Source organism: Bacillus piscicola (genome assembly GCF_022458745.1).
Classification (GTDB): Bacteria; Bacillota; Bacilli; order Bacillales; family Marinococcaceae; genus Alteribacillus_A; species Alteribacillus_A piscicola.
On record NZ_JAJJJF010000001.1, the window covers coordinates 181,125 to 195,211 of the forward strand.

General features: G+C 44.0%; 9 protein-coding genes and 2 pseudogenes. 7 read left to right on the forward strand and 4 right to left on the reverse strand.

The features are described from left to right. Nucleotides 1-223: 223 nt before the first annotated feature. The gene (locus LOR49_RS00855) at nucleotides 224-1,357 is read left to right on the forward strand and encodes a M14 family zinc carboxypeptidase (RefSeq protein ID WP_240374109.1); all 1,134 of its coding nucleotides are present in this window, start codon (nucleotides 224-226) and stop codon (nucleotides 1,355-1,357) included. A gap of 825 nt (nucleotides 1,358-2,182) precedes the next feature. On the opposite strand, the gene LOR49_RS00860 is transcribed toward LOR49_RS00855, so the two are convergent. Both LOR49_RS00860 and LOR49_RS00865 read right to left on the reverse strand, forming a co-directional pair. Then, a complete protein-coding gene (locus tag LOR49_RS00860) occupies nucleotides 2,183-2,950 on the reverse strand; it encodes a FixH family protein (RefSeq protein ID WP_240374110.1) in 768 nt (255 codons plus the stop codon). Nucleotides 2,951-2,998: 48 nt separating this feature from the next. After that, entirely contained in the window at nucleotides 2,999-3,586 is a 588-nt protein-coding gene (locus LOR49_RS00865) for a DeoR family transcriptional regulator (protein WP_240374111.1), read from the reverse strand. A 688-nt stretch (nucleotides 3,587-4,274) separates the two neighbouring features. On the opposite strand from LOR49_RS00865, the gene LOR49_RS00870 reads away from it, so the two are divergent. The 3 genes from LOR49_RS00870 to LOR49_RS00880 all read left to right on the forward strand — a co-directional run bounded on the left by LOR49_RS00870 (nucleotide 4,275) and on the right by LOR49_RS00880 (nucleotide 8,197). Beyond that, nucleotides 4,275-4,712 carry an RpnC/YadD family protein gene (locus LOR49_RS00870; RefSeq protein ID WP_240374112.1) on the forward strand — a complete coding sequence of 146 codons (438 nt, stop codon included), beginning with the start codon at nucleotides 4,275-4,277 and terminating at the stop codon, nucleotides 4,710-4,712. A gap of 125 nt (nucleotides 4,713-4,837) precedes the next feature. Beyond that, nucleotides 4,838-6,016 carry an iron-containing alcohol dehydrogenase gene (locus tag LOR49_RS00875; protein WP_240374113.1) on the forward strand — a complete coding sequence of 393 codons (1,179 nt, stop codon included), beginning with the start codon at nucleotides 4,838-4,840 and terminating at the stop codon, nucleotides 6,014-6,016. Between the two features lie 1,176 nt (nucleotides 6,017-7,192). Then, nucleotides 7,193-8,197: a DUF3231 family protein gene (locus LOR49_RS00880; RefSeq protein WP_240374114.1), complete on the forward strand. Its 1,005-nt coding sequence runs from the start codon at nucleotides 7,193-7,195 to the stop codon at nucleotides 8,195-8,197. A 1,041-nt stretch (nucleotides 8,198-9,238) separates the two neighbouring features. Here LOR49_RS00880 and LOR49_RS00885 read toward each other — a convergent pair. After that, a complete protein-coding gene (locus LOR49_RS00885; protein ID WP_240374115.1) occupies nucleotides 9,239-9,391 on the reverse strand; it encodes a putative holin-like toxin in 153 nt (50 codons plus the stop codon). A gap of 356 nt (nucleotides 9,392-9,747) precedes the next feature. Between LOR49_RS00885 and LOR49_RS00890 the strand changes: the two genes are divergently transcribed. Then, the gene (locus LOR49_RS00890; RefSeq protein WP_240374116.1) at nucleotides 9,748-11,178 is read left to right on the forward strand and encodes a VWA domain-containing protein; all 1,431 of its coding nucleotides are present in this window, start codon (nucleotides 9,748-9,750) and stop codon (nucleotides 11,176-11,178) included. 78 nt (nucleotides 11,179-11,256) lie between these two features. On the opposite strand, the gene LOR49_RS00895 is transcribed toward LOR49_RS00890, so the two are convergent. Continuing rightward, nucleotides 11,257-11,637, reverse strand: coding sequence for a cytochrome-c oxidase (locus tag LOR49_RS00895; RefSeq protein ID WP_240374117.1), 381 nt, complete (start codon nucleotides 11,635-11,637; stop codon nucleotides 11,257-11,259). A gap of 521 nt (nucleotides 11,638-12,158) precedes the next feature. Here LOR49_RS00895 and LOR49_RS17680 point away from each other — a divergent pair. After that, nucleotides 12,159-12,563: pseudogene (locus LOR49_RS17680) on the forward strand (flagellin N-terminal helical domain-containing protein); the annotation flags it as partial. Nucleotides 12,564-13,592: 1,029 nt separating this feature from the next. Then, nucleotides 13,593-14,024: pseudogene (locus LOR49_RS17685) on the forward strand (flagellin); the annotation flags it as partial. Nucleotides 14,025-14,087 lie beyond the last annotated feature (63 nt).

A 14,087-nucleotide genomic window follows, 5' to 3' on the forward strand; every position in this document is an offset into this window, starting at 1 on the left:
GCCTGTCATAAAGCAACCATCGTTTCCTTGGAAACAGTGAAAACGGCCACAAATCCAACAAGGTCCCATGACTATATGCCATTCATTGCAAGAATTGTCAGAACGACACAAGGAGAAAAGAATGATTTTTATGAAAATATATTTAAATATTATGAATTGAATGTTTAAATAATGTAACAGCCATATTATTACTCATTTACAATTTATTAACAGGAGGGGTTCGATGAGTAAACAAAAAGCCTTTTATGCAGTACTTATCGTCAGTCTGGTTATGTCTATGTTTGGGGGGACGGCCTTCGCAAAACCGGACCGTATCCCTGGAGGACCATCTACGGAAGGGAACACAAATATTTCAAGTATTGTTACATATGAGGAGATGATTCAGGAGCTGGACAAGCTGGAAAAGCGCAGCAAAGGCAGCCTGGAAATCATGACATTGGACGAGCTTAAATATGAACCTGGGAAAAGTGAAGCAGGACGGGATCTTTATGTGGCCAAAATCGGGGAAGGCGATGAAAAAGTATGGATTCAAGGTCGGATACATGGGAATGAACCATATGGAACGGAAACCATTTTAAACGTTATCAAAAGTCTTGTTTCGAACGGATCACCGACGTATGAAACGTTGAGAGAAGAACTGACTTTTTATTTCATCCCGATGTATAACCCGGATGGAAGCGAAAAAAACATTCGCCATACGCTGCTGGCAGAAGATGAAACTAGGATTGATTTAAATCGGGATTGGGCAGAAGATGGATTTGCGGCTTCAGAATCTCTCTCTTACTATTCTTACTGGGCAGATGTCAAGCCTGACTATGCCATTGATATTCACCATCAAGGCTTGAAAACCCAGTACGGCACAAATAAAGCAGTCACGATGTCGCTAGGTATTTCTCTTGCACCAGATGGCCCTACCCTGCCTTATATCGAAGACGGGGCATACAATGATTTGACTCGGCAAATGCAAGTATATGTATACGATGCTTTGAACGATTATGGAAATATTAACATTGACCGCTACACGGTAGGTGGCGGCGACTACGTCATTGACATTAAAGGCGGTGTCACTTCTGCCATGATGTTGGGTTTGAATTATGAGGGCATCAATGCGGACGGACACAGTAACCCGGCTATTTTCTTTGAAACCTCTGGTAATACAAGAGACGGAAGTTTGGGACAAAAATCCAGAGGCAAGCTCATCCGCCAAAATGTCCGTGGGCTTGAAAGTCTGCTGTACGGCATCGCTACGGACGAAGTAAAAGACGTCGATCCCAATCGGTGGGACGAGATCCCTATCTCTCCTATTAAAGGATATCTAACGGACGATGGTGTTATTGAAATTGATAACGAAAATTAATTGATTTGGCAATAAATCCAGCCGGCCTCCTTGGATGGAAGGGAGCCGACTACGGAGAAGACCATAGGTGTTTCTGAACCTATGGTCTTTTCTATTGTATTGTTCTCACACCATTTTATGGACTTGACTGCTTGGGGAATAACAACGTCATCGAGCGCGTATGAAGCTGTGAAATGATGCAACCGCCGATATAAAGGCTCCATAGCCCATGGATGACGTCGCGAAACGAGGAAGGTGCAGAAATAACGACGTCATAGGGCTTGTATGAAGTCGTCAAAAGGGTAGGGCGTGAAAATAGTGACGTCATCGGGGCTGTATGAAGCCTTGAAAAGAAGGACCCAGTGAAATAGCGACATCATAGCCCATGGATGAAGACGTGAAATCGAGTGCGAGCAGAAATAACAACGTCAAAGAAGACGTATGAAGCTATGAAAACGGGGGTTGTGTGAAATAGAGGCGTCATCGGGATTGTATGACGTCGCGAAACGAGGGAGGTGCGGAAATAACGACGTCATAGGGCTCGTATGAAGTCGTCAAAAAGGGAGGGTGTGAAAATAACGGCTGCATGGAGGGGGTATGAAGCCATGAAATGATAGAACCGCTGAAATAACGACAGCATAGCCCGCGAATGAAGACGTGAAATGGAGTCTGAACCAAAATAACAGCGTCATAGAGGTGGTATGAAGCTATGAAATCAGAAGTCGTTTGAAATAGCGGTACCATCGGAGTTGTGTGACGTCGCGATTACGTGTTAGTGAATAAAAGAAACGTTAAAACAAGGCCGGTTTTAAGAAACGGCCCTGTTCCAAAGCGGTATGAATATATTTATTGAACATTAATCGTATTTTCTTTGTGCTCATGAAGTTCATCTTTTTTCACATGGATGGTCAACTGATACTCACCAGCTGATGCAAATGTTAAATCAGCTTCATATTCACCTTCTTCGTTTTCTTCCGTATCAATGAATTCATGCTTCTCTTCCCCTGCTTTCCAAAACTCATAGCTTACGTCTGCTTCTGTTAATGGTTTTCCGTCTTTCTCAAGATGAACGGTGAAGGTTTTCTCATCACCTGCATGAATGGCCTCAGGCTCCATCAGGTGAAAGGTAACGGCTTGGTCATGACTATGTTCCTCTTGATCGTTTTCGTCTGCTTTGTTACTTTCTTCCACATCACCGACTATCAATTCTTTTTTTGGCATGCTGTGCATGTTCCTTGCGGTGACATGGGTGACGACATAATAAATACCTTCTTCGTCAAACGTATGAGTGAGGGTGTAGTTTCCATTTCCTGCATTTTCAGGCTCGAATTTCTCTGATTCTTCTTCATGCCCTTGTTTCCAAATTTCAAACTGCACGTCTTTTGCATCGGAAACATTCTCATCGCCTTGCGTAACTAAAATCTCAATGTCTCCCGCTTCTCCTGGTTCGAAGGCCTCGGATTCTGTTAAAATCTCGACCTCCAACGGTTGCAAGGACGCTTCGGATTCGGCGTTTTGACCATTTTCCGAGGCATCTTGATCGGGGGCATTGTCATTTCCGCATGCTGCTAATAGGACCACAGTAATAAGGGCAAAAAAGATCTTTTTTGTCATTTTTTCATCTCCTATTCACGTTTATAGATTGTCTCGAATCGGCTTACCCTAAGGATGATCGCTGCAACCACCTTGTCCGCCTTGCATTTTTTGATGAACGGCTTCCATCGCTTCCTGGAATCCATATATTTCCCCGTCAAACCCTTTTACAAATTTCTCCGCATGTTCTTTTTGTTCAAACGTAAGGACTTGTGGCTGACAACAAGCGACGTGTAAGGTAGTATCCATGACATACCAGGTCAAAGAAGCACTGATCGTGGTGTCCATCAGGAAGTCGTGACACATAGCTTGCAGCACTTCTTCCCCCAGCTGACGGTGCCGGAGCAGGCCGCAGTGGGCACAACAAGTGGTCTCAATCCGATCGTTTGTTAAGATTAAACGATACACCATTTTAGAGTTGTTCGGTTTGTGGCAATAGGCACAGTGAGCTTGATCGGAGACAGTTTGTTCCTTATTTTGCTTGAGGGAGATTCCCCCAAACGTTTTGGTGATGAATCCTTCGTCCACTAACGGCTTAATATCCCGATAAATTGTCATTTCTGACACAGCAAAATGCTCACTCAGCTCACTGATCTTCCATGTTTTTTTCTTCTGGATCAATTCCCTCATTTGTCGCTGCCTTTCAATTGGAAGCACCGTGTCTTCACCCCTCTGTTAAACCATGATACTCATTCATGTAAAATAACAAACTCTCACATACATTGTATCAGTTCCGTTTTTCTTTTAAATAAGAATGCCAGACAAGTTGTGAAAGATTTGTGATGTTTTGTTATAAGTAACAAATGAAGACGTGAAAATGAAGAAACACCGAAATAACAACATCATAGCACCTGTCAGAAGCTATGAAATGTTAAAAGGTCCGAAATAGAAGCGTCGCAGAGCTCGTATGAAGTCATGAAATCAGAGAGTCGCCGAAATAGAGACATCATAGAGGTTGTATGATGTCGTAAAAAGAGAAGGGATCGAAAAAAACGACATCATAGGCATCGTATGAAGTCGTCAAATGAGGACACTGAAAAAATAACAACACCATCAGGGCTGTATGATGACGGGAAAATAAGGAAGTGAAGAAATAGCGGCGTCATAGCGTGGGTATGGTGCCACGAAATCGAGCGCCAGCAAAAATAACAACGTCATAGCATAAAAATAACATGTTAAAAAAAGGTATCAAAATACTCAATCAAGATAGACAAATACGAACAAACATTTGCTATAATAGAAGAAAACGAGGTGTGTTCCGTGTCTCATCAAAACAGGGTGGAATAATCCAGTTGCCGGTGCATTGCTAAGCAAAATGGGATATACTAAAGAGGAAAATATCGAAGTGAAAAAGGAATTTTTGCGGATGCTCGTCCGGCTGGAGCTCGATCCAGCGCGAAATCACCTATTAACCGCTTTTTTTGAAACATATTTGGCACTTTCGGATAAGGAAGAACGCATGTTACAAACGGAGATAAATAACCTAGATCCCGAAGAGGAGGCGAAGGTGATGGAGCTAATGACTTCTTACGAACGTAAAGGGATGGAAAAAGGTAGACGGGAAGGGATAGAAAAAGGAAGACAGGAAGGAGTAGTGAAGGGGAAGCAGGAGGCTGTTTCCATGGTTCTTGAGACAAAATTTGGCGCCGCTGCTGCTAGAGAAATGGAGAAAGTTCGTTCAATCCATGATTTGCAGCTGCTGAATGACTTATTGAAGCAGATCCTCACTGTCGGTTCTCTCGAAGATGCCCGTAAGATAATGAATGAGATGACAGGAAAATAAAGTAACAAACCTCCTTATTATGTTTTGACCAAGGAGGTTTTTTTAGGTAAATGAGGGGAAGGACAGCAATGTATATACAACTTGTCAGACCCTACAACTAGTTACTAAAAGAAAGGCGTGGGCTTATGTATCAACCGTTTATATCACCTGTAAAAATCGTATCCGGGGAAGGCTCTATCCAAGAGATCCCTGCTCTCGTCCAGTCGTTCGAAGCGAAAAGAGTCATGGTTTTTGCTGATAAAGGGGTCATTGATGCCGGGATTGTGACGAAACTGGAAGACCAATTAAAAAAAGCAAACCTCGAATACCGCATCTATTCGGATCTTATTCCCGAGCCGCCGCTTGCGATTGGGAATAAGGCGCTCCAGGCGTTAAAAGAGTACGGGGCCGACCTTGTCATCGGAATTGGCGGCGGCAGTTCGCTTGATATTAGTAAAGCAGTGGCGGTTCTGCATGACAACGAGGGCAGCGTGGAAGACTTTTTAAATCTTTCTGGCACGAAGCCTTTACAAGAAAAAGGGCTGCCGAAAATATTGATTCCCACGACGTCGGGAACCGGGGCAGAAGTAACCGATATTTCCGTATTTTCGCTGGAAGACACCAAGGATGTGATCACCCACGAATACTTGCTCGCGGATGCAGCGGTAGTGGACCCGGAATTAACGTACACCCTGCCGCCGCGGATTACCGCGTCCACCGGCGTGGATGCCCTCACTCATGCGGTGGAATCGTTTGTATCCGTGAATGCCACGCCGTTAACCGATGCACTGGCTCTCGAAGCGATCAAAAGAATTTCTTCCAGCATCCGGACAGCCGTCTGGAACGGAGCGGACAGAGAAGCACGGAGCGATATGTCGTGGGGAAGTACTCTCGCCGGACTCAGTTTCTATAATGCGGGAGTAGCAGGTGTGCATGCCCTAGCCTATCCTCTCGGCGGGTTGTTCAAAATCGCGCACGGAGAATCCAATGCCGTTCTTCTTCCGTATATTTTTGATTACATCTGGCCGGCCTGCCTCCCTAAAATGGCCCGGATGGCAGAAGCCCTCGGTGTGAAAACGGCGCATCTCAACCAACGAGAAGCCGCATTGGCAGCGGTAAAAGAGTTGAAGCACATTGTCGATGACGTCGGCATACCTTCCACGCTCGGTGCGTTTGGCATTGAAGAAAAAGATATCGAGACCCTTGCTGCGAACGGCATCAAACAGACCAGACTCCTTGCCCGCAGTCCGAAGCCGTTTACACTGGATGACATACGCGACCGCTACCGTGCCGCGTATCAAGGAGAATTACGATTCGGAGACTAACACCTGGTGCAGGAAGGACTCTCGCTATTTGATGAGTCCTTCCTGTTTTTTATCGTATTTGTGCTTGTATGAAGCCGTGAAATGAACCGTTCTTCCTAATAGCGACGTCATTGCCTCCCGATGACGTCGTGAAAAAGAGAAGGCGTCAAAATAAAGGCGTCATTGGGCGTGTATGAAGTCGTTAAATGAGAAGATCGAGAAAATAACGACTTCATAGAGGTTGTATGAAGGCGTGAAAATGAAGAAACACTGAAATAACAACATCATAGCACCTGTCTGAAGCTATGAAATGTTGAAAGGGCTGAAATAGAAGCGTCGCAGGGCTCGTATGAAGTAATGAAATTAGAGAGTCGCCGAAATAGCGACGTCATAGAGGTTGTATGGTGTCGTGAAAAGAGAAGGGGTCGAAAAATACGACATCATAGGCATCGTATGAAGTAGTCAAATGAGGAGACTGAAAAAATAACAACACCATCGGGGCTGTATGATGACGGGAAAATAGGGAAGTGAAGAAATAGCGGCGTCATAGAGACTATATGAAGTCGTGAAATCAGAAAATCAATGAAATAGAGGCATCATAGCCGTCCTATGGCGTCGTGAAATCGTGGAATGTCTAAAATAGCAACGTCATAGTGACCGTATGGAGTCATGAAATCAGCGAGCCGCTGAAATACCGACGTCTTAGTCGTTCAATGGAGTAGTGAAAACCACTAACCCATAAAATAGCACCGTCATAGCAGCCCTATGACGCTTTTAAATTCTACAATCACAGAAATAGCAACGTCATAGCGATGGGATGATGCCTTGAAATGAGAAACCGGCCAACATAACACCTGCATAGACAGTGTATGACGCCACAAAAACGCATGGTCGTCAAAATAGTATCGTCATTAGCCCCTTTGAAGTCTCCAAAACGAAGGATTCTTGAAATAGAGATACCGTAGCAGCTCGCTGTCACCGTGAAATAACAATTCCGTTTAGATAACGACACCATCGTAAGTGTATGATGCTATGATATCCAACCCTCCATTTTCATGTGTAAAGTCTAGTGTAAAAAAGGCTGCATACCTGGAATAGGGCGTTCATTCTCATGTGTACGGTTTCTTTTAAATATATTTCTTATACATAATTCACTCCTTCTGTTTCAAAATAACTCACAAAGAAGGAGGACTTTTGATGGGACATAACCCTGATATTACAGCATCCGAATTAGGTAATTTGTGGAATTCTTATATGTCTGACAGCATGAATCGCTGTGTCATGAAGCATTTCCTGGCACATTGTAAGGAGCCCGCAACAAAAGAAGTTATCCAACATGCAAAAGAGCTTTCAGAAAATCACTTAGCATCGATTGCAGCCATTTTCGAAAAGGAAAACATACCAATTCCACAGGGCTATTCCGACGCGGATGTTAACGATAATGCCCCACAGTTATTTTCCGAAACGTTTTGTTTACGTTATTTGCAATGCATGGGGAGGACAGGAACTAATATCAATGGCATGGCCCTGGGGACTGCTTACCGAGAAGACGTCAAAGATTTTTACTTATCGATCGTAAAGGAAAGTGCCAAGTTATACGATACGATTGTGGAACTGATGAAAAAGCAGGGCATACTTGTCCGCACTCCCTATATTCCCTACAGCAAACAAGTCGAATTTGTCCAAGATGAGCACTTTTTAAAAGGCCATTTAACTCGGAACAAAAGACCGTTACTCGCGATTGAAATTGCCAATATCTCAAATAATATTGAGATGAATGTTATAGCGAGAGCGTTATTTGTGGGCCTGGCGCAAGCAGCTGAATCACAAGAGGTGAGAAAACATTTACAGGAAGGCATGGTGGTATGCACCGAAATAATAAAAACGTTTGAAGAAATGCTTGATGAAAATGGTACGGACACACCGTTTTCGTCTGATTCCATTGTTACAGAAAGTACGGTCGCTCCTTTTTCCGATAAATTGATTATGGGGCTAAATGCTGCTTTAGCCAGCCTGGCTATTGGAAACTTCGGGCAAGGCATAACAGGAAGTTTGCGAAGTGACATCATCAGCGAGTACAGCCAGTTGTCTGCGCGAGTTGGAAAATATGCAAACGCTGGATCGAAAATTGCGATCAAAAATGGTTGGCTGGAAAAACCACCGCAAAGCCTTGATAGAAAAAAACTACAAAACCAACGCTGAACAACTTAAAGAACCTGCCGCTGATGCTCATGGCAGGCTTTATATTCGAATGACGCCTTCAAAACGAAGGAGTCACCGAAATAGCGACATCATAGCGGCTCAATGATGTTGCGAAAATGCGGAACGGTAAAAATATAGGCAGCACAGCAGCCGTGCGAAGTCGTGAAAAGAGTGGGCGGTGAAAATAACGACGTCATAGTCGGTGTATGAAACTGTGAAATCAAGCAAACATCGAAACAGAAGCGTCATTGAACTCGTATGGAGTCATGAAATCAGAGAGTCTTTGAAATAAAGGCATCATATCAGTCCTATGGCGTCGTGAAATGGTAGAATGCCTGAAATAGCAGCGTCATCGAGACCGTATGAAGTCATGAAATCAGAGAGTCGCCGAAATAGCGACGTCATAGCGGGCCAATGATGTTGCGAAAACGTGGAACGGTAATAATAGCAGCATCATAGAAGTCGTATGAAGCCGTGAAAAGAGCGTGCGGTGAAAATAACGACGTCATAGGCGGTGTATGAAGCTTTGAAATCCAAGAAACACCAAAATAGAGACATCATAGCATCCCTATGAGGTCGTGAAAATACAACAACTACAAAATAACGACCCTCAAGCATGCGTATGACGTCGTCAAGTCACCGAGCCTCCAAAATAAAACCCTTATCCCGACGGCACACACGATAAAAATTTAATCAAACGTTTGTTTAAGAAAAAAGACCGTGAAAAGACATATTTCATTTTCCATTTCCTGCATAGGTGGTTAGGGATTTTTGAGAGAAACGGGAGATGTGAAAATTAAATAAATCCCCCGCACGATCCAGCAGGCGTGAGACTTGGACATTCATGAATTGGTGGTCTCTACCTAATTTTTTTATGTATTTTGCAAAAGAGGAATACTACGTTATAATGGAGGTATATAATAAAAACAGCACCCGTGCGCGAACACGGATGCTGTCTTGCAGCTTTAGCAAGAAAGGCAATGGCTAAGAATAGTGAATAACCTATCCAAGCGTGCACTTTCCAGGTAGACGCAGGATAGGTTATTTGTTTTGCAAGATGGTTACAATGACTGCGACGATGGTTATGATTAGAATCCCAAAGGATATCATCGTGTTTAAGGTACACCGCCTAAAACCACTACGTCCTGTAGGAACGGCGGTGCTAGTACGTCCTGTACGTCGCAATGTAACCATTGGCCTCACCCCCTTTCGTTGAGGGTTTGGCCATTGCCTATCCTGCGTGTTAGCTGCTTGGTTTATTATCTCACAGTTTCATAGGTTTGGAAATATATATGAGAACATACTTTCCCTTCCTGAATCTTTATGAATAAATACATAACCTGAATGATTCATGCTTCCAAGTTAAGGGAAGATGGGAAGGACCAAGCGGAACCGGTTTTTAGATATACTACCCCTTCTTCCAATTTTCTGGAAATCCCTTCTTTTCCCTATCAGCCGTGTCTATAATAGAAGGCAATGGATTTTTACAGCGCCGACAAGTGTTAACGAGAAAAGCCGGCTGCAAGTATGATCATCAAAGGGTGAGGGGAATGCGAAAGGATAAAATTTATCTGTCCATTTTCATCGCAGCGGCCTGGCTGTTCCTCGCGGGGTGTGCCGCGGATAAGGGGGAGGAGCCTCCGAGTGAAGCGGTGACGAACGAGGGAGACGGTGAGGAAGAAACGAACGAACAAGCAGATAAAGCGAACACCACCGATGAGGAAAAAGAGAGTACGGCCCCTGCGAGTAACGAGGAAATATGGGCCGACCTGCCTGAGGTTCCGGAAGATGCGGCGGGGTTTATTAACCAGCCAAAGGGCAAGTACCCGATCTATTCCTCCGACTGGACGGATGAACAGAAGGAAGAATTGAAAGCGGATGTGAGCGTGCTCGAGCCCCTTCCTAAGGAGGCGAGCGAGGAGGAGTATGACCGCTATTTTCAATATGTCTATTCCCTCGTGGCGGAGGATTTTCCCGACCCACAGGATGTCATTAAAAAGTGGGAGTTCGGTTCGTTCGGTGACCCAGACTTGCCGGATGCGCGCTTTCATTTTAAAGAAAACTACAACGTCGAAGTCCTGCTGGATGCGAGCGGCAGCATGGGCGCCTATATTGGCGATAAAACAATGATGGACATCGCGAAAGAAGCGATCGATGACTTCATGCAACAAGTGCCTGAAGAAGCGAACGTGTCCTTCCGAGTCTACGGGCATAAAGGAACAGGGGACAACAGCGATAAAGAGCTGTCGTGTTCCGCGATTGAACAAGTGTATGGGTATGAACCGTACAAGGAAGAAACGTTCCAACAAGAACTGGAAAAAATCGAACCAGCGGGGTGGACGCCGCTCGCGGCAGCTTTACAAGAAGCGGAGGCGTCTCTTCAGGAATATGACACCGAAAACAACACCAACTTAATCTATGTAGTGAGCGACGGCGTAGAGACGTGCGGCGGCGATCCCGTCGAAGTAGCCCGTTCGCTCGCGGACTCCGGCGCCAAGCCAATTATTAACATCATCGGATTCAACGTCGATACCGAAGCCCAGCAGCAGCTAAAAGAAATGGCCGACGTCTCGGGTGGAATCTTTGCCGAGGCGAATGACCAGGAGGAACTGCAGGAAGAATTTGACCGCGCAGAAGAAGTGTTAGAAGCCTGGGACGATTGGAAAAAAGATGCCCTGAAAGACATCGATGCCAAACGCGTCCGCCATTCCTTTGACAGGCTCGGTTACACAAACGAATGGGGCCAAAAAACAACAAGAATGTTCAACAACATAAGCCGTGCCTCCCGCGCCCTGTATAAAGCAGAAATAATCGACGTCTTCCAGCTCGACAAATTTAACGCCCGCCGAAACGACGTCGAAAAAAATTTAAAACAAGCGAAGCGCGAACTAAAAGAAGAACTCGAAAACATCAGTGCCGACAACATCGAAAGCATGAGAGAGGCAATTAAAGAAAAATACGACAAGCAAACGACAGAATAAGGATAATCACCAAGCTGATGAAAGGACCAAAAAATCCATCTCAACCCCCAGTTGCGGGACAGGTGGATTTTTTCCATATTAAACTCCGGCCGGGCGGTCAATATGGCGCAGGACGTTCACGACAAAAATAATTATCCCGATAACCGTCACGAGCCCGCCGAGCGTTGCGATCGGGAAGAACAGCGGCACCCCGGTCGTAATCGCAAGCGCAATCCCAACCATCATCACTGGCAGCCCGATATTATGAAGCCAGAAATGCCACCGCGCCGCAGCCGTTGCCGCAAGCTGCGGAAACAACTGATACAACACCCCCGCAATCGCAAGCGACATCCAACCAAGCAAATTCACATGCACATGCACCGTCGCCAAATCAAACACATGAAACACCGACATATACAACCCAAACAACACACCAATCAAAAAATACACAACCGCCGCCTTAATCAACCGAACCCCCATAAAAACTCCCCCTTCCGTCCTTTGGAAAATAAACCATCCAACCGCCCCCAAAATCATATACCTTAGATATAGCATGGACAGGACGATTTCCACTGCAGGCGGACGCTTTCACCTACAGGCACAAGGGCGACATCAGTTCGAGACCGCGCTTACGCTCATTGCGAAGTCTCAAGATTCATGCTATTCCCGTCGGAGTCGCCGCCTTCCGTTACAATCAACAGATAACCTAATTAATCAAACAATTATCTAATTCGTGTTTTTGATCTAATTAATCATTTATGAAATTGATTCATCTTTTAAAACAGACTATGATAAAACACCCGCAACCATAACAAAAACTTTTTCCAAAAATCACGAAACAAACCCTTAAGAAAAAAATGCCCCCGCCGATATTATCAATGAAAGGATAAAACGAAACCCTGGCGGCCGACAGCGTAACGTTTTATCCGAACATAAACAAACGTTTCAACCACAAGGACGTGGAACGGAACGAAAAACCCATTCAAGGAGGAATTATTTACATGATTATTAATAACAATATTCCCGCGTTGAATACTTATCGGCAGATGGGAATCAACCAAAATGCAAACTCTAACTCAATGGAGAAGCTATCATCAGGTCTTCGTATTAACAAAGCAGGGGATGATGCAGCAGGTCTAGCAATTTCTGAAAAAATGCGTGCGCAAATCCGCGGTTTAGATCAATCAAGTCGTAACGCTCAAGACGGCGTTTCAATGATCCAAACAGCCGAGGGAGCATTACAAGAGACACATAACATTCTACAACGTATGCGTGAGCTTGCTACACAAGCATCAAATGATACTAACGTAGAAGTAGACCGTAATGAAATACAAAAAGAGATGAATCAACTTTCTTCTGAGATAAATCGTATTGGTAACACGACTGAATTCAACACACAAAAAGTACTAAAAGGTGTTGGTTCTGAAAACTTTGAAGCTGTAAAAGAACTAGATTTAGCCACTACAGGCGCAACGACATCTTCAGTAACTGCAGGTACTGTTACACCAGGAACAGATGCTTCACTTACTATTGATTTTAAGGAAGCTGCTAATGGTTTTGACGGTCAAGAATTTAAACTTTCTTTTGGTGGTCAAGATTTCACTTTTAATATCTCTACGGATACTACTGCTAATACTCCTGATGGACCACAAGGGACAGCATCAAATATTTCAGGAAATTCAGCAGACCTATTGTTAAGAGTTGATGGAACAGACCCAAATACATCTGCAGGACAGACTCGTGATTTAGTTAAGAGTACATTAGAAGAAATGATTAGTAAAAATGCGAGTATAGATGCTTCAGATTTTGATATCAGAACATCTGGCCCGGATGGATTAACAATTGAAGCAACATCTGAGGGTAATTATGCTAAAGGTGCAGGTACAGTTACTGCAGTAGCTGATGTAGCTGCATTTTACAATGATGGTTCGGATAATACAGCCAATGTGGGTACTGTCGAATCAGGTACTAGTGACCAATACACGTATGCTTCTGGGAATATAACATTTGATACGGCTATCCCCGGTACTGATGTCGCAGCTGAAGTAGATGCATTAGTTGGCAAAGGGTTGACTATAAACGGTAAAAGTATTGAATTCTATAATGCAGATGATGGTCAGTATTCAGGTGATGCCGATATTGCAGTAAACATATCTGGTATTGATACAACTGGAGCAGCAGCTACTGCTCAAGAAGATTTAGTTGATGCTATTGTACAACAAGCAAATGATAAAATAGATGATCTTGCATTATCTAAAGATGGTACTAATGCACATCAATTAAATATCACTGCTACTAAAGGTGGTCCTGAAGGGACATTCACAATGGAGGACGGTGCTCAAAGAGAATCACAATTATCTGATACTCCATTCCAAGCAACATTCCAAATTGGTGCTAATACTGGCCAAAGTATGACTGTTGAAATTGGAGATATGCGTTCAGCTGCACTAGGAATAACTGGTGTTGAAGCTGGTGGAATTGTTACAGCTCAAAATGGTGAGGAAGCTAAATTGGTTTCATCTGAGAATGTAACTAACGGTACTGATAATAATAATGTAGAGTATGCATTGGATGTTTCCACACATGAAAATGCATCAGCTGCAATTAGTGTGATTAATGATGCAATTGAAAAGGTTTCTGCTCAACGGTCTGATTTAGGTGCATACCAAAATCGTTTAGAGCATACTATTTCTAATCTAGGTAACTCTTCTGAGAACTTGTCAGCAGCTGAGTCTCGTATCCGTGACGTTGATATGGCGAAAGAAATGATGGAAATGACACGTACAAACATCCTTTCTCAAGCGTCTCAATCAATGCTAGCACAGGCTAACCAAAAGCCACAATCAGTCCTGCAATTACTTCAATAATACTTTTAAAACACTTTACAGGCTCCAGCTTAGGCTGGGGTCTCTTGTTTTTAATATAGGGGG

What these genes read in the sequence shown, in the direction of transcription:
- LOR49_RS00890 (WP_240374116.1), top strand. Translation starts at nt 9,748, where the DNA reads ATGCGAAAGGATAAAATTTATCTGTCCATTTTCATCGCAGCGGCCTGG.
- LOR49_RS00855 (WP_240374109.1), top strand. Translation starts at nt 224, where the DNA reads ATGAGTAAACAAAAAGCCTTTTATGCAGTACTTATCGTCAGTCTGGTT.
- LOR49_RS00895 (WP_240374117.1), bottom strand. Translation starts at nt 11,637, where the DNA reads ATGGGGGTTCGGTTGATTAAGGCGGCGGTTGTGTATTTTTTGATTGGT.
- LOR49_RS00885 (WP_240374115.1), bottom strand. Translation starts at nt 9,391, where the DNA reads ATGGTTACATTGCGACGTACAGGACGTACTAGCACCGCCGTTCCTACA.
- LOR49_RS00875 (WP_240374113.1), top strand. Translation starts at nt 4,838, where the DNA reads ATGTATCAACCGTTTATATCACCTGTAAAAATCGTATCCGGGGAAGGC.
- LOR49_RS00860 (WP_240374110.1), bottom strand. Translation starts at nt 2,950, where the DNA reads ATGACAAAAAAGATCTTTTTTGCCCTTATTACTGTGGTCCTATTAGCA.
- LOR49_RS00880 (WP_240374114.1), top strand. Translation starts at nt 7,193, where the DNA reads ATGGGACATAACCCTGATATTACAGCATCCGAATTAGGTAATTTGTGG.